Annotated in this window: 17 protein-coding genes; 11 read left to right on the top strand and 6 right to left on the bottom strand. The window is 66.4% G+C overall.

Translation table 11 applies throughout. The annotated features are described in order from the left end of the window. Positions 1–176: 176 nt before the first annotated feature. Genes G3446_RS06830 through G3446_RS27585 form a run of 4 tightly spaced genes read right to left on the bottom strand, consistent with a single transcriptional unit; the run spans position 177 to position 3336 of the window. The gene (locus G3446_RS06830) at positions 177–398 is read right to left on the bottom strand and encodes a FeoC-like transcriptional regulator (RefSeq protein WP_164451992.1); all 222 of its coding nucleotides are present in this window, start codon (positions 396–398) and stop codon (positions 177–179) included. Between the two features lie 12 nt (positions 399–410). Then, positions 411–2759, bottom strand: coding sequence for a Fe(2+) transporter permease subunit FeoB (gene feoB / locus G3446_RS06825; protein ID WP_164451990.1), 2349 nt, complete (start codon positions 2757–2759; stop codon positions 411–413). Next, on the bottom strand, positions 2759–2992 hold the full coding sequence (locus tag G3446_RS06820; protein WP_164451988.1) for a FeoA family protein: 234 nt from the start codon (positions 2990–2992) through the stop codon (positions 2759–2761). Before G3446_RS06820 ends, feoB begins: the two co-directional genes overlap by 1 nt. After that, the gene (locus G3446_RS27585) at positions 2992–3336 is read right to left on the bottom strand and encodes a FeoA family protein (protein WP_209262299.1); all 345 of its coding nucleotides are present in this window, start codon (positions 3334–3336) and stop codon (positions 2992–2994) included. Before G3446_RS27585 ends, G3446_RS06820 begins: the two co-directional genes overlap by 1 nt. Positions 3337–3860: 524 nt before the next feature. Between G3446_RS27585 and hsdR the strand changes: the two genes are divergently transcribed. The 6 genes from hsdR (at position 3861) to G3446_RS06785 (ending at position 11241) form a co-directional block, all read left to right on the top strand. Continuing rightward, positions 3861–7256 (top strand): type I restriction-modification system endonuclease, encoded by a 3396-nt coding sequence (hsdR, locus tag G3446_RS06810; protein ID WP_245232353.1) that lies wholly within the window; start codon positions 3861–3863, stop codon positions 7254–7256. Then, entirely contained in the window at positions 7253–8719 is a 1467-nt protein-coding gene (locus tag G3446_RS06805; RefSeq protein WP_164451986.1) for an N-6 DNA methylase, read from the top strand. Before hsdR ends, G3446_RS06805 begins: the two co-directional genes overlap by 4 nt. Positions 8720–8731: 12 nt before the next feature. Continuing rightward, the gene (locus G3446_RS06800) at positions 8732–9016 is read left to right on the top strand and encodes a DUF2442 domain-containing protein (protein ID WP_164451983.1); all 285 of its coding nucleotides are present in this window, start codon (positions 8732–8734) and stop codon (positions 9014–9016) included. A gap of 23 nt (positions 9017–9039) precedes the next feature. After that, positions 9040–9282 (top strand): hypothetical protein, encoded by a 243-nt coding sequence (locus G3446_RS06795; protein WP_209262298.1) that lies wholly within the window; start codon positions 9040–9042, stop codon positions 9280–9282. After that, positions 9279–10748 carry a restriction endonuclease subunit S gene (locus tag G3446_RS06790; RefSeq protein WP_342450056.1) on the top strand — a complete coding sequence of 490 codons (1470 nt, stop codon included), beginning with the start codon at positions 9279–9281 and terminating at the stop codon, positions 10746–10748. Before G3446_RS06795 ends, G3446_RS06790 begins: the two co-directional genes overlap by 4 nt. Before the next feature lie 298 nt (positions 10749–11046). After that, positions 11047–11241 carry a hypothetical protein gene (locus tag G3446_RS06785; RefSeq protein ID WP_164451979.1) on the top strand — a complete coding sequence of 65 codons (195 nt, stop codon included), beginning with the start codon at positions 11047–11049 and terminating at the stop codon, positions 11239–11241. A 259-nt stretch (positions 11242–11500) separates the two neighbouring features. Here the strand turns inward: G3446_RS06785 and G3446_RS06780 are convergent, their stop codons facing one another. Next, a complete protein-coding gene (locus tag G3446_RS06780) occupies positions 11501–11845 on the bottom strand; it encodes a hypothetical protein (RefSeq protein WP_164451977.1) in 345 nt (114 codons plus the stop codon). A gap of 301 nt (positions 11846–12146) precedes the next feature. Here G3446_RS06780 and G3446_RS29435 point away from each other — a divergent pair, with 301 nt between their 5' ends. The 5 genes from G3446_RS29435 (at position 12147) to G3446_RS06760 (ending at position 16698) form a co-directional block, all read left to right on the top strand. Next, a complete protein-coding gene (locus G3446_RS29435; protein ID WP_483414734.1) occupies positions 12147–12248 on the top strand; it encodes a PIN domain-containing protein in 102 nt (33 codons plus the stop codon). 390 nt (positions 12249–12638) lie between these two features. Further along, the gene (locus G3446_RS06775) at positions 12639–12863 is read left to right on the top strand and encodes a hypothetical protein (RefSeq protein ID WP_164451975.1); all 225 of its coding nucleotides are present in this window, start codon (positions 12639–12641) and stop codon (positions 12861–12863) included. A gap of 294 nt (positions 12864–13157) precedes the next feature. Further along, complete coding sequence (locus G3446_RS06770) at positions 13158–13784, top strand: 2Fe-2S iron-sulfur cluster-binding family protein (protein WP_164451974.1); 627 nt, start codon at positions 13158–13160, stop codon at positions 13782–13784. A gap of 24 nt (positions 13785–13808) precedes the next feature. Next, on the top strand, positions 13809–15446 hold the full coding sequence (locus G3446_RS06765; protein ID WP_164451972.1) for an FAD-dependent oxidoreductase: 1638 nt from the start codon (positions 13809–13811) through the stop codon (positions 15444–15446). Then, positions 15439–16698 carry a complex I 51 kDa subunit family protein gene (locus G3446_RS06760; RefSeq protein WP_164451970.1) on the top strand — a complete coding sequence of 420 codons (1260 nt, stop codon included), beginning with the start codon at positions 15439–15441 and terminating at the stop codon, positions 16696–16698. Before G3446_RS06765 ends, G3446_RS06760 begins: the two co-directional genes overlap by 8 nt. 112 nt (positions 16699–16810) lie before the next feature. On the opposite strand, the gene G3446_RS06755 is transcribed toward G3446_RS06760, so the two are convergent. Next, a complete protein-coding gene (locus tag G3446_RS06755) occupies positions 16811–22039 on the bottom strand; it encodes a RecQ family ATP-dependent DNA helicase (protein WP_164451968.1) in 5229 nt (1742 codons plus the stop codon). Between the last annotated feature and the right edge of the window lie 41 nt (positions 22040–22080).

Raw genomic sequence — 22080 nt, 5'->3', positions numbered from 1 at the left:
GGAATGCTCAGCCAGACAGTGGCTCTGATGCGCGAGATTCGGCTCCGCAGCAATGTCGACGCCCATCGAGCTTTCTTATGGATTGGACGCAAATTGGACTTGCTTCGAAACAGAGTATCTACAGCGAGAGATCGGGCCAATCGATGATCGACGCCGCGGCTCGCATTCCTCTAGGCTCACCCGACCCACTCATAGATCTCGACCGACGCCGGATCGCACTTGCAGCAGCCGCCCGCGCAAGGCGAATTGGCGGGCAGCTTGCGCACCCTGCCCTTGCGCTCCAGCGTATTGAGCATGCCGCGCAAGGCGTCCGGGTCGGAGTCGAAATGATGTGAGAGATCTCGCAACGCGGCCTGGCCGCTGTCCTGCAGGTAGCGTGAGAGCTGCGTGATAATCATGGGCGTGTCTCCTTAGGCGGCGTCTCGCGCAAGTGCGCCGACGTCAGGCTCGCGCCGCGACCACCAGCGTAGACCGATGACCGTCGCTGCAAGCAGGGCAAGCATACCGGCGATCCAAGCACCGGAGCTGACGGGGTCGCGCGCGAATATGGCCGCTTGGTAGAAAAGGGTCGCGGATGAATAGCCCAGTCCCGTCGTCCAGACCACTGCGAAGAGCGTCCAGCCGGGGGAGGTCTCGCGATGAATCGCGGCGATGGCGGCGACGCAGGGCGCGTACATCAGGATGAACAGGAGATAGGCGAAGGCCCCGGCCGCCCCGTCGAAGCGTGCCGCCATGGCACCAAAGGTCGCTGTCGTGACCTCTTGTGCCTCGGCGGCGGCCTGCGCGTCGCTGACATCCCCGATGCTCAAGCCGAGTGGGTCGGCCCAGCCGCCCAGGGCGTCTCCGAGGTTGGCCGGAATGGTCGCCGCGGCTTCCTTCAGACCTGCGACCGGATCATAGCTGGCTTCTCCCTCCGCGGACGCGGCAATGCCCTGATCCGCTTCACCGAGCGCGGAGTAGGTCGCGTCCAGCGTTCCCACCACGGCCTCCTTCGCCAGGATGCCGGTGAAGATGCCGACCGTCGCCGGCCAGTTCTCCGCATCCAGCCCCATGGGCGCGAATGCCGGGGCGATGGTGCGGCCGATGGAGGCGAGCACCGAGCGCTCGCTGTCCTCGTTGCCGAAGCTGCCGTCCGTCCCCGTGCTGTTCAGCACGTTGAGCACCAGCACCATGGGCACGATGACCGCGCCGGCGCGGAAGACAAAGCCCTGGGTGCGGTCCCAGGTGCGCAGCAGCACGCCCTTGAGCGTCGGCAGATGATAGGGCGGCAGCTCCATCACGAAGGGCATCGTCTGACCCTCCAGCAGCGTCCGCTTGAGGATGAAGCCGGTCAGCACGGCGGCCGCGATGCCGATGAGATAGAGCGCGAAGACGATGTTTTGAGCCCCAGCCGTGAAGAAGGCGGCCGCGAAGAGCGCGTAGACCGGCAGGCGCGCGCCGCAGGACATGAAGGGCGTCATGAGCACCGTCAGGATGCGATCGCGCTGATTCTCCAGCGTCCGGGTCGCCATAATGGCCGGCACGTTGCAGCCGAAGCCGACCAAGAGCGGGACGAATGACTTCCCGGGCAGCCCGATGGCGCGCATGAGCCTGTCCATCACGAAGGCCGCGCGTGCCATGTAGCCCGAGTCCTCCAGCACCGACATGAAGAGGTAGAGGAAAGCGATGATGGGAACGAAGGTCGCGACCACCTGAATTCCGCCGCCGATGCCATTCGCCAGCAGCACGATCAGCCACTCGGGCGTGCCCATGGACGCCAGCACCTCGGCCGTGCCGTCGACGAAGAGCGTTCCGGCCGCGATGTCGAAGAAGTCGATGAAGGCGCCCCCGATGTTGATGGTGAACATGAACATCAGGTACATCACCAGCAGAAAGATCGGGATGCCCAGCGCGCGGTTGAGAATGACCTGGTCCAGCTTGTCCGACAGGCTGCGCGATGCCTGGCCCGAGTGCGTCACCGCAGCTTGCGTCACGGCGTGCGCAAAGCTGTAGCGGGCGTCCGCGAAGAGGATGTCCGCGTCGTCCGCCGCGTCGCCCAAGAGGCCGCGGACTTCGTCGCGACCGATGCGGTCGCCGACCAGGCTCTCTGCCAGGTCGTCACCCTCGATCAGACGCGCCGCGAGCCAACGTGGCGGGTCCGCTTGGTCGCGCGCGATCTCCGCCAGGCGCGGCTCCAGAGCGTCAATCACCCGATCGAGCTCGGGCCCATAGGAGATCTTGGCGGGACCCAAGCCCGTTGTCGTCAGCGCGCGCTCCGACTCGTCCAGCAGCGCGCGCCGCAGCTCTTTGATCCCCTGCCCGGTCGCCGCGACGACAGGCACTACCCGGCAGCCGAGCCGTTGCGCGAGCGCTTCGGGATCGATCTTGAGCCCGCGCTCCTCGGCGACATCCATCATGTTGAGGGCCACCACGACCGGCCGTCCCATCTCGATGAGCTGGGTCGTCAGGTAGAGGTTTCGCTCCAGGCTCCCCGCGTCGAGGATATTGAGGATGAGGTCGGCCTCGCGGGCATGGACGAAGTCGCGCGCGATGCGCTCGTCCAGGGAGACGGAGGCATCCGATACGTCCAGCGAATAGGTCCCCGGGAGGTCGATGAGGGTGAAGTCGAGATCCGCGAACCGATAACGGCCGATCTTGCGCTCCACCGTCACGCCGGGCCAATTCCCGACGCGCTGCTTGGAGCCCGTCAGGGCGTTGAAGAGGGTCGTCTTGCCGCAGTTCGGGTTGCCGACGACGCCGATGGTATAGGCATCCTTCATCACGCGGACTCCACTTCCAGGACGGCGGCCTCGTCCCGCCGCAGGCTGACCGAGGTCCCGCGCACCCGGACCTCCACCGGATCGCCCATGGGGGCGACCCGCACGACCTCCATGAGCACGCCGGGCGTCAGCCCCATGGAGAGCAGTTTGCGGCGATAGGCGCCGCCACCCGCCTGAAATCCGGCCACACGGCCCCGGTAACCCACCACGCAATCCTTCAAGGTCGTGCTCATCATCCGGCTCCATTCACCAAGATCTTCATCGCCATCCCACCGCCGAGCGCGATGCGCGTCCCGCCGCGCGCCACGACCAGTCCTCCGCCCTGACGCTGCACCACGCTGATCTCCGTTCCCTGATTCAGGCCCAGCTCCGTCAGCCGCATCGCCAGACCCTTCCCGCCCAGCAATCGCGCGATCCGGACCTGCTCTCCGTCGCTGGCCATGCTAAGGGGGAACGTCTTGGTGTCGGCCGAGGCGACGGCGACTTGCGGAGCGTCTTCATCCTGGACCCGCGGATCGTCTTGCGACGGCGGCTTCTCAAGGGAATCGACAGCTTGCAGCGGGAGGCACTGATTCATGACAAGGATACTCAGTAAATGTTATCAAGAATGATTCTCATAATAGTTTTCATGTTTTGTAAATGCAAACCTTTCTCATTATTGAGCCTATATCCGATCTCGAAACGGGGTGGAAGGACGCGGGCTGGCCGCGAAAGAACGGCTTAGCCCCGGTCGGGCTTGGAGACCTGCAGCCAATGCCTAAAGCGATTTCTCTAAACTGCCGTCCCAACAACCCATGGCGGTCGGGAGGTCCATGATGCTCCGCTAACGCCTGGAGGCCCGAAGGCGTGTCGAGCCGGGCGCGGCCCTAACGCAGAGAAGTCAGGCAGGCGAAACGCCTCGGAGATCGCGATGGATGCAGCGCAGACAGCATGCAGGGGCGCCGTCCCGGCCCGAATCGTGACCGAGCGCAAGGTTTTTCCCGCAGGGTCGCGTCTCGCAACATTCCTCGCGGTAATATTTCCGGCAGATCGGCGTGAAGGGAGGAAAAGGATGCCGCGCTCACCGAGGGCCAGATTCGGGCAAAGAGGCTGGATATCGCCATGATGCACGCGGATGTCCACTCCCTGAACTTCGGCTTTCTCCAGGGCTACGACCCCCAGCTCGATCGACTCGCCGCCCTGGCCGAGCGCTACTTCGCCGACGACCCCAGCACCTGTCTCATCAAGCTCCGGCAGCTCGGCGAGCAGCTGGCCCGCCAGACGGCGGCGCGGACGGGTCTGCTGGCAACGCCCGACGAGCCGCAGGCGGAGCTGCTGCGCCGCCTCAAGCTCGAGCGCGCGGCCTCGCCCGACGTTCTGGATCTCTTCCATCACTTGCGCATCGTCGGCAACCGCGCGACCCATGAAGGTCTAGGCGACCACCGGGAAGCCCTGGCCGCGCTGAAGATCGCCCGCCAGTTGGCGATCTGGCTCCACCGCTCGTTCGGGAAGGACGCAGGCTTCAAGCCCGGCCCTTTCGTTCCTCCGAGCACGCCGGAGCGCGCTACGGCGGCACTCCAGGAGGAGCTTGAGCAACTGCGCGCTGAGCGAGCACACCTGCTCAGTGAGGCGGAGGAAGCCAGAGAAGCGGCCGAGGCGGCCAAGCGCGCGCACGAAAGCGCCGAGGCCCGCGCCCAGCGCCTGGCCGAGGAGCAGGCGCTGTGGGCCGAGATGGCCGAAGAGGCGGAGGCGCAGAAGAACGCCGCGATGGCCGACCTGCTCGCGCTCCAGAGCGCGGCGGCTCAGGCAACGCCCCAGCAGAAGGCCCAGCAACAGCAACAGGCCGAGCGGGCCGCCCTGGCGATCGATCTCGACGAGACCGCGACCCGTGCGCTCATCGACGAGCAGCTCCGCGCGCGCGGCTGGGAGACCGATACCAAGACGCTCCGCTACAGCCAGGGCGCCCGACCGATCAAGGGCAAGGCGATGGCGATCGCGGAATGGCCGACCGACAGCGGCCCCGCCGACTATGCGCTCTTCTACGGCCTGCAGTGCCTCGGCACGGTCGAGGCCAAGCGCTCCCGCAAGAATGTCTCCGCCGCCATCGACCAAGCGGAGCGCTATGCCCGCGATATTCAGCTACAGCCGGGCGAGGCCGAGCCGAGCGGCGGACCCTGGGACGCCTACCGGGTCCCCTTCGTCTTCGCCACCAACGGCCGCCCCTATCTCAAGCAGATCGAGACCGAGAGCGGCATCTGGCTCCGCGACACCCGCAAGGCCACGCACCTGCGCCGCGCCCTCACCGACTGGCCCACACCCGACGGGCTCAAGGCCCGGCTGGAGATCGACGCCGAGGCCGCGCAGCAGGCCCTCAAGACCCAGCCCATGGTCTTCGGCTTCGACCTGCGCCATTACCAGCAGCAGGCCATCCTGGCCGTCGAGGACAGTCTCGCGCGGGGATCGCGCGTCCTGCTGGTCGCGATGGCGACCGGCACCGGCAAGACCAAGCTCGCCATCGCCTTGCTCTATCGCCTGCTCAACGCCAAGCGCTTCCGTCGCGTCTGCTTCGTGGTGGACCGCAGCGCCCTCGGCCAGCAGACCGGCGGGGAGTTCTCCTCGACCAAGGTGGTCGGCACCAAGACCTTCGCCGACATCTTCGATCTCAAGGGCCTGGAGACCGTCGCCCCGGAGCCCGAGACCAAGGTCCACATCTGCACCATCCAAGGCCTGGTCCGCCGCGTGCTCTACAACGACGACCCGGCAGAGGTACCGCCCATCGACCAGTACGACCTCATCGTCATCGACGAGTGTCACCGCGGCTACCTGCTCGACCGCGAGTTCTCCGACGGCGAGCTGAGCTTCCGCAGCGAGGCCGACTACGTCTCCAAATACCGCCGCGTCCTGGAGCACTTCGACGCGGTCAAGATCGGCCTGACCGCGACACCCGCGCTGCACACCGTCGAGATCTTCGGCGACCCTGTCTACACCTACTCCTACCGCGAGGCCGTGATCGACGGCCACCTGATCGACCACGAGCCGCCGCTTCAGATCACCACCGAGCTTGCCAAGAACGGCATCCACTTCGCGCGCGGCGAGCAGCTGCAATTGCTCGACACCAAGACCGGACAGATCGACCTGGCCCATGCCCCGGACGCGGTCGACTTCGAGGTGGAGGCCTTCAACCGCCAGGTGGTCACCGTCAACTTCAACAAGGTCGTGGCCGAGGAGCTGGTCAAGCACATCGACCCGGCGCTCCCCGGCAAGACCCTGATTTTCGCCGCCACCGACGCCCATGCCGACATCGTCGTCGATCAGCTCAAGCAGGCTTACGCGGCAAAATACGGGTCGATCGAGGACGCCGCCATCCGCAAGATCACCGGCAGCGTCGACAAGGTCGGCGCCCTGATCCGCGCCTACCGCAACGACGATCTGCCCAAGATCGCGGTGACCGTCGACCTGCTGACCACTGGCATCGACGTGCCCAAGATCACCCACCTGGTGTTCCTGCGCCGCGTCAACAGCCGCATCCTCTACGAGCAGATGCTCGGCCGCGCCACCCGGCGCTGCGACGAGATCGACAAGCAGACCTTCCGCATCTTCGACGCCGTAGACCTCTATGCCCATCTGCAGGGCCTGAGCCAGATGCGCCCTGTGGTGGTCAATCCCTCGATCAGCTTCGCGCAGCTCTTCAAAGAGCTGGCCGAGGTCGAGGACGAAGACCACCGCGCCGAGATCCGCGACCAGATCCTCGTCAAGCTGCGCCGCCGGCTGCCGAAGTTGAGCGAAGAGGCCCGCGCGCAATACGAGGCCAACGCCGGCGAGACGCCCGAGGACACGCTGCGGCGCCTCGCCGCGGACCCGCCGGCCGCGATGGCCGCCTGGGCCCGCAGTAAGCCCGGCCTGGGACCCATCCTCGACTGGGACCCGCAGGGCGGCGGCTCGTACTTCATCCCCATCTCCAACCACGACGACAGGGTGATGGAGGTCGCCCGAGGCTATGGCAGCGCCACCAAGCCCGAGGACTTCCTCGACGGCTTCACCAGCTTCGTCCGCAACAATCTGAACACCATCGCCGCGCTCAAGGTCGTGGTCCAGCGCCCGCGCGAGCTCACCCGCGTCCAGCTCCGCGAGCTGCGCCTGGAGCTGGACAAGCTCGGCTACTCGGATGCCAACCTGCGCCGCGCCTGGCAAGATGCCAAGAACGAAGAGATCGCCGCCTCCATCATCGGCTTCGTGCGCCAGGCCGCCTTGGGTGACGCCCTCATCCCCTTCGAGGAGCGCGTCCGCCGGGCCATGCAGCGCATCCTGGCCCAGCACGCCTGGACGGATCCCCAGCGCAAGTGGCTCCAGCGCATCGCCAAGCAGATCGCGCGCGAGATCGTGGTGGACCGCGAGGCGCTCGACCATGAGCCCTTCAAGGCGCAAGGCGGGTTCAAGCGTCTCAACGGCGTCTTCGACGGCCAGCTCGAGGCCGTTCTGAGTGACTTCAACGAAGCATTGTGGAGAGAGACCGCGTGACCGACACCCTGACCCGCGACATCGTCGCCAAGCTCTGGAGCCTGTGCCATATCCTGCGCGACGACGGGGTGACCTATAACGAGTACGTCACCGAGCTGACCTTTCTGCTCTTCCTCAAGATGATGCAGGAGACCGGGCGCGAGGCACGCATCCCCAACGGCTACGGTTGGGACGCGCTGGCCAAGCGCGAGGGCCTCGAGCAGCTCGAATACTACCGCCGCCTGCTGCTCGACCTCGGCGACACCAAGAAGACCCAGGACCAGACCATCCTCGCCATCTTCGCCGACGCCAACACCAAGCTGCGCAAGCCCGCAAACCTCAAGGCCCTGACCTCGGCCATCGACAAGCTCGACTGGTTCTCCGCGCGCGAGGAAGGGCTCGGCAACCTCTACGAGGGCCTGCTCGAGAAGAACGCCGCCGAGAAGAAGTCCGGCGCCGGCCAATACTTCACCCCCCGCCCCCTGATCGACTGCCTGGTCCGGCTCATGCAGCCGCAGCCGGGCGAGAAGATCCAGGACCCGGCCGCCGGGACCGGCGGCTTCCTGGTCGCCGCCGACCACGACATCAAGCAGCGCACCGACGACCTCTTCACCCTGAACGAAAACCAGGCCTTCTTTCAGCGCCACCTCGCCTACACCGGCGCCGAGCTGGTCCCGGACGCCCACCGCCTCTGCCTGATGAACCTCATGCTCCACGGCATCGAGAGCCGCGTGAGCTGCGCCGACACCCTCTCGCCGGATGGCGAGTCCCTCGGCAAGGCGGATCTCATCCTCACCAACCCGCCCTTCGGCACCAAGAAGGGCGGCGGCCGGCCGAACCGCGCCGACTTCTCCATCACCAACGAGACCTCGAACAAGCAGCTCGCCTTCGTCGAGCACATCGTCCGCGCCCTCAAGCGCGGCGGACGCGCTGCCGTGGTGGTGCCGGATAACGTCCTGTTCGAGGACAACACCGGGCGGCGCCTGCGCACTTGGCTGATGGAGCTGTGCGACCTGCACACCATCCTGCGCCTGCCGACCGGCATCTTCTACGCCCAAGGCGTCAAGACCAACGTCCTCTTCCTCACCCGTGGCCAGACCGACAAGGCCAACACCCAGGCCATCTGGGTCTACGATCTGCGCGCCAACATGCCCGCCTTCGGCAAGACCCGGCCACTCACCACCGCAGACTTCGCCGCCTTCGAGGCCGCCTTCGGCGCCGACCCGCACGGCAAGGCCGCGCGCACCGACGAGGGCGAGACCGGGCGTTTCCGCTGCTTCACCCGCGAGCAGATCAAGGCGCGCAACGACAACCTCGACATCGCCTGGCTGCGCGACGAAAGCGAGGACATCGAGGAGCGCCTGACCGAGCCCGAGGACATCGCCGCCGCCATCATGGGGCACCTGCGCGCGGCGCTGGAGGAGATCGAGGGGCTGACGGAGGAGATCGAGGCAACTGCGGAGACCGCGGCGCCGAGCGCATAGAGGGAGACTGAAATGACATCGCCCCCCATTCAGGTCGTATCGGCGGAGCAAGTTGGCGACCTTCGATTACGTCTCGGCTTCTCCGATGGTCGAGAGCAGACGATCGATTTCAAGCCATTCTTGTCGCATGCCCGGCACCCCGATCTGCGCGCCTACCTCGATCCGGACCGCTTCGCGGCCTTTCGTATCGAGTACGGTGATCTGGTGTGGGGCGACTACGATCTCTGCTTCCCGGTCATCGACCTCTATCGCAATGATCTGGAGCATCGTCTCCCGGAGGAGCACGTTGTGGCATAACCAGTTGAAGGAGTCTGTGGCGCATGTCACTCGTGATCTCTGATGGAACATTACAGATTGTCTCCAGTACCTCTCCTGGCTCCCAGGCTGTAGCCTGGGAGCGCGTGGACATCGCCTGGCTGCGCGACGAGAGCGAGGACATCGAGGAGCGCCTGACCGAGCCCGAGGACATCGACGCCGCCATCACGGGACACCTGCGCGCGGAGCTGGAGGAGATCGAGGGATTGACGGAGGAGATGGATCAAGCACAGGAAACGGCAGCGTGAGCGGCAGAGCAGCCACAGAAACAGTCATTCCTGGACGCGCAGCACTGTCCGTTGGGTGTCCGGACCTCCCAGCTCCAAGAGGTTGGATATGGACCTCTTTGTATGACTTGTCAGTGTTGGGTACTGGTCATACTCCCAGCAGAAGTGAGTCGACTTACTGGAATGGGGAGATTCCCTGGATCGGTATACGAGACGCATCCAAGCACCACGGCTCAACAATAAGCGACACCTCACAGCATGTTACGCCTGAAGGGCTTGCAAACTCCGCAGCACGCTTGCTGCCAGCGGGAACAGTATGCCTCTCACGAACCGCATCAGTTGGCTACGTCGTTCAAATGGCGCGTGACATGGCCACAAGCCAGGACTTCGTAACTTGGACCTGCAATGAGGGGCTGGATCCTCGATTCCTGATGTACGCGCTCTTAGCGGAAGGCGATGACATTCGTCGCTTTGGGAAGGGCTCGACGCATACCACAATCTATTTCCCAGAGGTGAAAGCATTCCACATTTGTCTTCCTCCGATCAAAGAACAACGCCGCATCGTCGTCAAGCTGGACAGTCTTTTCGAGCGCACCCGCCGCGCCCGCGAGGAGCTGTCCCAGATCCCGCGCCTGATCGAGCAGTACAAGAAGGCGATTTTGGAGGCGGCGTTTCGGGGGGATTTGACGGAAGATTGGCGCCGCCAGAATCTTGGTTCGACTCTCTCAAGGCCGACTAGCGAATTGCCTAGCGATTGGACGCTCTGCAAATTGCAGGACATTTCAGATATTCAGAGCGGTCTCGCGCTCGGCAAGAAACGAAAAGAGGGTGAGGCTCTTACGGTGGTCCCGTATCTTCGCGTCGCGAATGTCCAAAGAGGACATTTGAACCTTAAGGAGGTCAAAAAAGTCTTTGCAACGGAAAGCGAGATCAAACGTCTCCTACTGAAGAAAGGCGACGTTCTAATGAACGAAGGTGGTGATAGGGACAAGCTAGGCAGAGGTTGGATTTGGGGCGAAGAGGTATCGCCTTGCATTCACCAAAACCATGTTTTCCGGGTTCGCCTGAAGATTGCTGGTTTTCCGCCAAAGTTCCTTTCTTACTACGCCAATGAGTTTGGGCAGGACTATTTCTTTTCGGAAGGTAAGCAAACCACCAATTTAGCGTCGATTAGCAAGAGCAAACTTTCATCTTTGCCGGTGCCGATACCTTCCGCCCAAGAAGCTGAAGAGATCGTCAAGAAGATTGAAAAAGCCCTGACATGGTTAGGTATCGTGGAGAGAAAGTGCCAGCAAGCCATCCACCACCTCGACCACCTCGACCAAGCCAACCTCGCCAAAGCCTTCCGCGGCGAGCTGGTCCCCCAGGACCCGAACGACGAGCCGGCCTCCGTGCTCTTGGAGCGCATCCGCGCCGCGCGCGCCGAGCAGCCCAAGCCCACCCGCAAGCGACGCGGCACGTCGACCAAGGCGGGCGCAGCCGCCTAGCCGCCTCGGCCGCTCCCGTCGATCGCCGTAAGCCCCGCGTCGGGCATTCTGCAGGGGAAAGGCTTTGCCTTTTCTCTGCCATCCCCATCTGGGCCCATGCTAAGATTTTCATTCAGCAAAATTGGCCGGCTGTCAAGTGCTTGACACAATATCTTGTGTCTGAAGCAGCGGCGGCACACAATAGACCACGCGCTTCCACATTTTGAAGCGCCCAACAGCATCGGACACCATTCCGTTGGATGGACACCCCATCCGGCGGATTCGTCGCGCCTAGACGAAGACCCTGGGGGGATGGAGCATGACACGCTCAGAGGCTGCCGAGAATATTCACAGCATGCGCAAGTTTCGACGTGAGGTGACGGCCTCGCCGGAAGCCGCGCGTCAGGCGCTCAAAGAGGCCGGGATCATGACGGATGACGGGGAGATCGCCGATCCGTACCGCGCGCTCTTCGAGCGCGAGCCATCCGAATGTATCGAAGAAGTCCAAGTCTAGTCTTTGGTTTTCACGCAACGACAGAGGAAACGGCGCGGCTCCTGGTCGAGCACCCGGACAGCCCATTCAGGCCCAGCGAGAACAACTACGATTGGCTTGGGCATGGGATGTATTTTTGGGAGAACAGCCTGCACCGCGCCGAACGCTTTGCGAAGGATCGCGACACCCCAAACGCGGTCGTGATCGGCGCGGCGATCCACCTTGGATATTGCCTAGATCTGACCGACAGCGAGTCCCTGTCCTACTTGGCGAGTGCCTATCAGAAGCTGTCTGGAAAAAGCTGTAAGGGCGAACTCATTCGCCCGACCGCCGGACCAAGGGCGAATGAATTCGCCCCTACAAATGTCTCGACCATGATTTCCAGACAGCTTCTCAAACGCTCAAAGGCACACTGGACGCCGCCGGCAAGCCCTTGCCAAACAACAAAGTGCCGACCTTCTGCAAGAGTCGCGATATCCTGCTCCGAGAGCTTGATTGCGCGGTGATCAATTTCCTGCATCTGCAGCGCAAGCGCGAAGGAAAGCCACCTTATGAGTCGGTGCGTGGCGTCTTCTGGGAAGGCGAGGATCTGTACCCTGGGGCTGGCTTCAAGGAGAAGAATCATATCCAGCTCTGCATCCGTCACCCGAACTGCATAAAGGGCTTTTTCTACCCCAGGAAGGCGGTGGCTCACCCATATGAGTGAGCCGACCCTCCTTCGAGATCTACCCAGGCGTTTTGGCCGGAACCGACCCACTCGTATCAGCTCTCCCGCACGGCGCTGATCCCTTCTAAACCGCGTCAAGTTCGGGATGCGTACTTCTGATCGGCACCGGTTCCAGAAGAACTACGATTCTAATTCTGGACGCGGTTTAACTGCTGTATCAGGGCGGCTTTGACTCCGACCGGGGAGACCCAGCTCCTGTCTGCAGCAGCTCGGCGAGCCTGGCCGCTACGTCAAAATCGCCGCGAGCGGGCGCAACGCGCTGGATTTCCACTTGGCGTTCTATCTGGGCGAGCTGGTCTAGCAGGATCCGGGCGGGGTGTTTCGGGTGATCTCGAAGGACGGCGGGCTCGATTCGCTGATCGCACACCTTCGGTCTCGAGGAGTCGACCTCGAGCGCCTGGATACCTTGAGCCAGTTTACAGCGGCTTCGACGGAGAGCCGCTAAGCTGCACCGAACGGCAACTATCCTGAGCCCTCGCCCGCAGTCGTCGCGATCGATACCAAGACAGCGCGATGCGATCACCGGGCTCCATGTGCGAGCGCGTGAAATGAACGATCCGCACGCTAAGGCGATCCTCGACTCAGCTGCGCTCAACCTCGGATGCGAGGCTGCCGATCATCGCCGGAGATACCCGATTGCCGAGGAGAGCGGGCTAGGCAAGTCGAACTGACGCGAGGTGCTCCAATACAAGTGCTCACACGCCTGATGCTCGACCTCCCGCTATGGGTGTTCGCCCTTTTCGCCTGTCTCTTCGGCGCCCTGGTCTACCCGTGGATGATCTGGCTCGTGGTCGTCGCGGCGGCGGGCACGGCGCTCGGTCTGCTCGGGTTTCTGGTCCATGTCCTGCGCGGAGGCCTGCCGTTGCAGACCCCGATCGAACGGGCGACGCGCGGCAGGCGGCGCTCGGGCCGGTAGTCGGGCAGCAAAGCACTGGCGCGAGCTGACCGGGTGCTGTTGCCTGAGAATGCCGGCCTCGGTTGCCGGGAGGCGAGGACCGGCAGCGTTCCAAGTGGGAGCGGCGCCTCGCCGCGACGGCGTTCCAGGGGAGCTCCGCCAACCCAGATGCGCCCCCACCGAAGCCGAGCACAATCCGGGTCAGTCCACACCCCGGCCGCCCATGTGCTACTCTGCCCCGCGCGTGGGAGACGCCCCGAGCCATGCCCCTCCCTGCGCCCTCTGCTCGGTTCTCGGTCCCTGTTGGTGCGACGAATGACAGAAGACGCCAAGAAGCTCATCAATCTCAGGATCAACGGCAAGGACATCTGCGCGCCTGAGGCCCTCTCCGTGATCCAGGCCCTCTGGTATGCGGGCTATCCACGCGTCAAGGGCGTCGGCTGTCTGCAGGGCGTTTGCGGCTCCTGCCGCGTCTTCGTCCGCCGCGCCGAGAGCAGCGAGGTATCGACCGAGCTGGGCTGCGAGCTGCTGATCGAGGAAGGCATGGACGTGAGCTTTCTCATCTATCCCATCCCGCCCTATCAGACCTACCGCCTGGACGAGATCCCCAACTCCTGGGAGGTCCAGGCCAAGTTCCACGAGATCTTCCCGGAGGCGGCGCAGTGCCGGCATTGTGGCGGCTGCACCACCACCTGCCCCAAGGACATCGATGTCGAGAAGGGCGTGGAGCTGGCCGTCAAGGGCCGCTTCCGCGAGGCCGGCGAGCTCTTCGTGCAATGCGTCATGTGCAACCTCTGCCAGACCGCCTGCCCGGAGCTGATCACCCCCAACCATGTGGCCCTCTTCTCGCGCCGGGTCACGGCCTACTTCCACACCCGTCCGTCCAACCTCATCAACCGGCTCGAGAAGATGCGCAAGGGCGAGCTGCAGGTCGTCGAGTAGCCGCCGCTCAAGGCTGTCGATCCCATGGCGACCAACACTCCATACGACGCCGCGATCCGGCGCTACCAGCCACTCGCCGAGCGGCCCCTGCCGGATTCGGCCGAGCTCGGTGACGCGCTGCTGGAGCGCTACCACCCGGACTACATCCCGGACCGTTTCGTCGAGCTGACCGTCGGCCCCAATGCCGGCGACCCCTGCCATCGCCAGCTCGCGGACGTGCTGCAAAGCGACTCGCGTATCGACGAGGCGGACCTTGCCGCGTCCGCCGAGGTCGAGACCGACGTGCTGGTCATCGGCGGCGGCGGCGCCGGCTGCTCGGCCGCGCTGGAGGCCGCGCGCGCCGGCGCTCGGGTCATTCTCGCAACCAAGCTGAGGCTCGGCGACAGCAACACCGTCATGGCAGAGGGCGGCATCCAGGCCTCGGTCGAGAAGGACGACACGCCGCAGATGCACTATGACGACACCGTCAAGGGCGCCAGCGGCCAGATCGACCGCAAGCTGGCCGCCCAGATGGTGATGGACGGGCCGGACGTCATCCGCTGGCTCATCCAGCAGGGGATGCAGTTCGACCTCGACCAATATGGGGATCTCCTGGCCCGACGCGCCGGCGGGACCTCCGCGCCGCGCGTGCTCTACTTCCGCGACTACACCGGGCTGGAGATGATGCGGGTGCTGCGCGAGGCCGTCTTCAACAGCGACGTCGAGGTCTGGGACTACTGCCCGGCCGTCGAGCTGCTCTCCGACCAGTCCGGCCATTGCGCCGGTGCCGTGCTCTCCTCGCTCAAGGACTACAGGTACAGCCTGATCAAGGCCAAGTCCGTCATCGTCGCCACCGGCGGCATCGGCCGGCTGCACCTGAACGGCTTTCCGACCTCGAACCATTTCGGTGCTGTGGGTGACGGCCTGGTGCTGGCCTACCGGCTCGGCGCCAAGCTGCGCGACCTGGACACCTTCCAGTACCACCCGACCGGTCTCGCCTACCCGCACCATCTCGGCGGCACCCTGATCACCGAGGGCGTGCGCTCGGCCGGCGCCTATCTCCTAAACGCCGCCTGCGAGCGCTTCATCGACGAGCTGCGCCCGCGCGATCACGTCGCCGCGGCCATCATCCGGGAGTGCGCCGAGGGCCGTGGTGTCGATGCCGGTCATGGCGAATCCGGCGTCTGGCTGGATACGCCGAGCATCGAGCTGCGCCACCCAGGCATCATCGAGCAGCGCTTCCCCAAGCTGTTGCACCTCGGGACCAAGTCGGGGATCGACCCGCGCGAGCAGCCCATGCTCATCTACCCAACCCTGCACTATCAGAACGGCGGCGTCGTCATCAATCGACAGGGTGCCAGCACCGTGCCGGGTCTCTACTGCATCGGCGAGGTCTGCGGCGGCGTGCACGGGCGCAATCGCCTCATGGGCAATTCCCTGCTCGAGATCATCAGCTTCGGCCGGCGCGCCGGGACGGCGGCGGCCAAGCGCGTGCATGGCGTCGGGATGCGCCAGAAGAAGGTCTCGCTCGAGCACCTGCGGGCCTTCCGCCGCGAGCTGATGCTCGCCCAGATGCCCCTGACCCAGCAGAGTCCCCTGCTCTTCCCCGAGTACGCCAAGTTCGAAAAGGACTCCGACTACGACGGCCTGCGCCGCAACACCAGGGTGGACGACGATGGATGAGGCACCCGTCCTCGATCAGGTCCTGCTCCAGCCCTCCTGCCGGGTCGGCGCCGATTTCGACGCCTGGCTGTGGGACGTCGGCGGCAGCGGTCTCGAGGCCGCGCTGGAAGACCCCGGCCGCATCCTCGACATGGTCAAGGCGGCCGACCTGCGCGGCTTGGGCGGCAGCGGCTTTCCGACCTGGGTGAAGTGGAGCGCGGTCGCCGCGCAGACGGGCGAGAAGTACCTCATCTGCAACGGCAACGAGGACGAGCCCGGCACCTTCAAGGACCGGGTGCTGATGGAGGAGTGTCCGCACCAGCTCATCGAGGGCGCGACCATCGCCGCCCTCGCCTGCGGCATCCAGCAGATCGTCTTCTACATCAACCCGCACCTGACCGGCGCCATCGACGCGGTCCGCCGCGCGCTGCACCAGTGGCAGCAGTCGGAGTGGCCGGAGCGCATCGCGCGCGCCACGGGATTCCAGGTCGTCTACCGCGTCCAGCCCAGCTCGGGCCACTACATCGGGGGCGAGGAAACCGCCGCCATCGAGTCGGTCGAAGGCAAGTTCCCCTTTCCGCGCGTCAAGCCGCCCTACCCCACGGAGCACGGTGTCCACGGCCGCCCCACCCTCATCAACAACGTCGAGACCCTGAGCAACCTCCCGCACCTGCTGCGCAACGGGGTCGACTGGTTCCGCCGCCAGGGTCTGGGCGATGCCGCCGGGACCAAGGTCTACAGCCTCAGCGGCGACGTCCTGCGCCCGGGCGTCTACGAGCTGCCCATGGGCACGCCCCTCTCCGACCTGCTCTACCGCTACGGCGAGGGCATGCTGGTCGGCAAGAAGCTCAAGGCCGTCTTCACCGGCGGCCCGTCGAACACCATCCTGACGCCCAAGGACATCGACGTCCCCATGGACTTCGAGTCCGTCGCCGCCCGCCGCTCCGCGCTCGGCACCGGGGCCATGATCGCCGTCTCCCAGGGTACCGGCATCGTCAAGAAGGTCGGCGAGTACGTCAGCTTCTTCGCCTCCTCGTCCTGCGGCCAGTGCCCCTCCTGCAAGACCGGCACCTACTACATGTCCCAGCTCCTCAACCGCATCGGTACCGGCCAAGGCACCCGCTCCGACCTCGACAGCCTCATCAACCTTTGCACCATCCTCCCAGGCTCCGGCCGCTGCCACCTCATCAACGGCGCCGTCAAGGTGCTCGAAAGCTCCCTCTACCACTTCATGGACGAATACGAGCAGTCCCTGCGCGGGCCGCACACCTGAACCAGCTAAAGCGCTGGGAGGACCTAGGGTGGACGAGCCAGGGCGAAGTCCACCGACCCCGCTCCGTCGCTGGTGGACTGCGCTGTGCTTTTCCACCCTAAGTCCTTGTTTTTTATGGATTTTTTATGGTCTTTTCGGGGCGCCAGCGGATCTCGGCCAGGGGGACTTCCCAGTGCTCGCAGCGCAGGCGCTCGGCGAAGTCGGGTGTGGCCTGGGCGCGGTCGCGGCGGAGGATGGCGAAGACCTGAATCTGCTCGATCTGGTCGAGTCGCTGGAGCCAGGCGGCTGCGGCCTTGCGTGAGAGGCGTGCGACGGGATGGCTGGATTCGTCGAGCAGCAGCAGACGTCCCTGGTCGACTCGCCAGGTCAGTTGGTCGTCTGGGTGGAGGGCGGCGAGTCGGGCGTGGATGGCCGCGTCCGGCGGCTGCCGGCCGGCGTAGCCGATGTCGATGTCTTCTAGGGTGAGGCGGTGATCGCGGCGGGCGATGATGTCCGCTGGCGGCGGGTCGACCTGGGTGTCGATCCGTAAGAGGGCATCGCCTTGGAGCAGCGGGATGTGGGGATGGCGCTGCCCGTCGATCTGGCCGAGGGTCAGGGTCTCTCTCGCGCGGGTCATGCCGACGTAGAAGAGGCGCCGCTCGTCCTCGCGGTCGGTGCCGCCGTTGCTGCCCCAGCCGCCGTCGGCGATGAGCACATGGGGAAACTCCAGACCCTTGGCGCCGTGCAGGGTCGTGAGGAGGACGCCGTCGCCGAGGACGCGCTCGCGGCGCTGCTCGGCGAGGGTCTCGTAGCAGAATTCGGCGATCTCGCTGGCCGGCACCTCGGCCCCGCCGGCCTCGGCGCGCCAGTCCGCGCTCAGGCGCTCCAGCAGGGTTCTCCAGAGACTCGGACGCTCTGGTAGAAGGGCGTCCAGTGCCCCGGCGGCGATCGGCTCGCGACCCTGGCGCTTCAGGGCTTCGAGAAAGGCGTCGATCTCGCGAATCCGATGCAGGCCCGGGAGGTCACCGGGGACGGCGGCCGGGATGCCGGCGTGCTCGCAGAGCGCTCGGATGGGCCAGAGCACCTCATGCCGGCGGGCGAGCACGGCGAAGTCGCGCCAATCCTGTCCGTCGAGCCGTTTGAGCTCCCGCATCCGCGCGATCAGGGCGGCGGCCTGCCGGCCAGGGTCGGCCGCGCCGAGCACCAGGACGCGGCCCTTGCCGAGCGGGTCCAGGTCCGTCCAACGTCCCCCCGGCGGCTGGTCCGCGCGGCGGCGGTCGATGCGGATCGGCTGCTCGGTCTTCATGCGCGCGCGGTTGTGGGCGATCAGCTCCCCGGCCGCGGCGATGATGTGGCCGCTGGAGCGGTAGTTCTCGACCAGATAGTGCAGCTCGGCGTCGTAGTCCTGCCGGAAGCGGCGGATGTGCTCCAGGCTGGCGCCCCGAAAGGCGTAGATGTTCTGGTCGTCGTCCCCGACGGCGAGCAGCGTCAGAGGGTCCTCGTCCGCGGTGCGCCCGGCGATGGCCGCGACCAGGCGGTACTGATCCTGGTCGATGTCCTGGTATTCGTCGACCAGGATGTGTCTGTAGCCGGCCAGCAGGCGGGCGCGGGTGTCGTCGAGTCCGATGTCGCCCGGCAGGTCGACGCGGCCTTCGAGCAGGTCCACCGCATCCGCGATGACGCGGTCGAAGTCCAGCCGCTCGTCCCCCGCCCGGCTCGAGCGCTCGGCATAGGAGCGGCCGGTCAGGCGCATGGCGAAGCCGTGATAGGTCTGCACCGTGACGCCGCGCGCCAGGTCGCCGACCAGCTCGGCGAGCCGCCGGCGCAGCTCCAGCGCGGCGGAGCGGTTGAAGCAGAGCAGGATGATCCGGTGGGCGGGCACCCGCAGCACCTGCAGCAGATAGGCGCAGCGGTGCACGATGACACGGGTCTTGCCGGCGCCCGGACCGGCCAGGACCAGCCGGTTGCCGTCCTCGGGCGCGGCGACGATCTCGATTTGGGCCGGGCTGCCCAGGGTATCGACGACGCGCCGGAAAGACTCGGCCGTGGTCGCGCGCTGCAGCATCTCGCGGCGGTCGGCGAAGAAGCGCTTCACGAAGGCCTCCTTGCCCAGCGAGAAGTAGGCCGTGACCAGCCCGAGCGCCTGGCGGATCTTCTCGGCGCCGAGGCGCGCATACGCGTCCATGACGTGGACCTGGAAGATCCTTTCGCCATAGTGCTGGGCCAGGGGCTGGTACTGCGCCTTGGTGTAGCGCCGACGCTTTGCCTCCGGCAGCAGGCGCACCGTCATGGCGGCGCGGAAGACGGCGAAGCCACCGTGCAAGATGATGGCGCCGTGCTCGTGCAGGAAGACGAGCGCGCGCTCGATGGCGGCCAGCGGGTCGCGCACCTGCCCGCGCAGGACCAGGTCGTCGGCCAGCGCTCGGGTCAGCTCGTCCGTGCCGAAGGCGACCAGCAGCTCGGCCGAGGCCGGGGCATCCGCGGGCAGCTTCGCCAGCAGGGCGCGCAGCACCAGACCCGCGACGGCGCGGCGGCGCTCGGCGGTCTCGCAGAGCGCGCGCCAGTCGCGGTGCAGCCGCACCTGGAAGTGGTCGCGGTCGCTTTGGCGCAGGTCGAGGCTGCCGCGCGCCCCGGCCAGCCCGCGCCCGTCCTGCGCCAGGCCCTTGAGCAGGGCGCGCAGCGTCTCCGGGCTGCTGTCCATGCCGGCGTCGAGCAGGTGCTGGTTGAGCCGGCGCAGCGAGAGGGGCAGCCAGTCGCCGGTCTCGGCATCCGGCGCCTGCTCGCGCAGGGCATCCAGCATGGCGCGCTCGAGCGCGCCGACCTGCTCCAGGATCTGCGGCGACGGCCGTTTGACCTTGTGGCGGACGAAGGCGGTGAGCTGAGGCCCCTCGTGCAGCAGGCCGGCGCCGGCCATGTCGTGCAGGGTGCGCATGACGCGCTGGGCCGGGGTTTCGCCACGGTCCCAGGGCGGCACCTGCTCGGCCTCGGGCGGGGCGAAGGTCGCGAGCCGTGCCAGCTCGTCGGCGGTGAAGCCCTCGTCCGGATCGGCGTTGAGCATGGCCTCCAGGATGGCGAGCCAGCGCTCCTGCTGCGCCGGGGACAGGCCGAGCCTGGCGATTCGTGTCTGCGCGTCTTCCATGCTGGCGACCGCCGGGCGCCCCTGGAAGACGCGGGTGCGGTTCTCGTCGCGCTGCACCAGCCCGGCGCGCTCCAGCCAGGCGATGGCGATGCGCACCCGGGTATCGGCATCGCGGGCCTCGGCGTCGAAGCCGAGCCTCAGCTCCTCGTCGCGCAGCAGCTCGCCGCTGGTGACGACCACCAGGTCGTCGGCGTCGCGCTTGGCGCGGCGCAGACCGCGCAGGATCTCGGCGATGTCGCGGCGGGTGAGCTCGGATAGGGCCTCCATGCCGAACTGGGCCTCGACGTCCTGCTCGTCGTAGAGCAGAACGCAGCGTGCGGGCTGGCGATCCCGCCCGGCGCGGCCGGCCTCCTGGATGTAGTTCTCCAGCGACCCCGGGATGTCCGCGTGGATAACGACGCGCACGTCCTCCTTGTCGACGCCCATGCCGAAGGCATTGGTGGCACAGATCACCTGCAGCTCGCCGGAGACGAAGGCCTCTTGGATGCGCTTCTTCTCCGGTGCCTGGAGACCGGCGTGGAAGGCCTCGGCCGCCCAGCCCTGGCGCTGCAGCCGGTCGGCCAGCGCCTCGGTACGCGCGCGGCGGGCGGCGTAGACGACGGCACCGCCGGCGGCAGGGTCGGGCTCTGGGCTCGGCTCGCCGAGGTGGGCGACCAGGATCTCGTGGATGCGCGCGTCCTTCTCGTGGCGGCCGGCGAGCTGGACCTCGAAGGCCAGGTTGTCGCGCTCGACGCCGCTCTCGAACAGGTGCAGGGGCTGGTTCAGCTCGTCGCGGAAATAGGACAGGATCTCGGCGATGACGTCGGGCTTGGCCGTCGCGGTGAAGCAGGCTACCGGCGGCGGCTCCGCGCCTTGGCGCTCGGCCAGGGTGCGGATGAAGCGCCCGGCGTAGAGATAGTCCGGGCGGAAGTCGTGGCCCCACTTGGACAGGCAATGGGCCTCGTCGAAGACCCAGCAGCCGATCTCGCGGCTCGCGAGCAGGTCCGCGACCGAGCGGTTGCGCAGCTGCTCCGGGGAGATGTAGAGAATGGCGATATCGCCCAGGCGCACGCGCTCCATGACGTCGCCGCGCTCGGGCGGCGTCAGCAGCCCGTAGATGGCGGCCGCTGCCGTGGTGCCCGTCTTCTTCACTAGGTTGTCGACCTGGTCCTTCATCAGCGCCTGCAGGGGCGAGATGACCACGGTCAGCGTGCCCCGGCGCAGATGGCGCACCAGGGCCGGGAGCTGGAAGCAGAGCGACTTGCCGCCGCCGGTCGGCAGGATGGCGAGGTGCGGGCGGTCGGCGATGCCCTCGGAGACGATGGCCTGCTGCAGGCTGCCGCCGTCCTCGGTTGCTGGCGCCGCCCGGAAACGGTCGAAGCCGAACCAGCGGCCGAGCTGCACGACGGGGTCATGGGTCTCGCGGCACCAGGCGCAGTCCGGCTCCTCGCAGGGCACCTCGCGCAGTGACTTGAGCAGGGAGGCCGTCGCCGGAAAGCGGTGCCGGACCCAGGGCGGCAGCACCGAGCTGCCGCCGGCGACCTCGATCCAGGCCGCCGCGTAGGCCAGAACCGGGCGCAGGTCCGGATCGCTCAAATGCGCCAGGATGAGGCCGGGCGCCGCCGTGGCGCAGGCGCGCCCTTGCCAGCGGCTCAGTAAGGTATCCCGGACCTCGGCGACGCTCGGCAGGGAGGCGCCGGTCAGGCGGAAGACGTCGGCGATGCCGTCCCCGCCGGTCGCATTGGCCTCCAGCAGGGTCGCGCCCCGGAAGCAGAAGTGGTGGACCCGCAGGAGATCGGCCTCGCCCGAGGCGCCCCGGCGGACCAGCTCCTCGCACTGCTCGCGCAGCACGCGCGCGGCGAGCCTGCAATCCTGGACGGGATCGGCGAGGCTGTCGCGGACCAGCTTGTAGTCCTTCACCAGGCGGTGATAGGGATTCTGCGGGAAGACCAGCGGGGACAGGTAGAGGGTGTCGACGATGGGCAGGCCCAGCAGTGCCAGCGCTGGGGCGCAGGTGCGCAAGGTCGGCAGGTCGTGGCCCAGCAGGTTGTGGCCGATGACGCGCTCTGCGCCCGAGGCGAAGTGGGTGAGATGGGTCAGGGCCTGCCGCAGGTCGAATTGGCCCTGGCGGCGGAAGTCGCGGTCGGCGCGGATGGCGCCGATCTTGTGGATGGCGCCGTCGGGACCCGTCTCCAGGTCCAGCAGCAGTGCGTCGTCCAGCATGGCCTCGACGGCCGCGGTCATGGGCGGGTCTGTCGTCACCTGGCTATCGCGATCCCTCGGTG

The sequence above is a fragment of the Thiorhodococcus minor genome, assembly GCF_010820565.1.
GTDB lineage: Bacteria > Pseudomonadota > Gammaproteobacteria > Chromatiales > Chromatiaceae > Thiorhodococcus > Thiorhodococcus minor.
The sequence above is the reverse complement of the archived record's forward strand: the minus strand, read 5'-3'. Positions and strand labels throughout refer to the sequence as shown.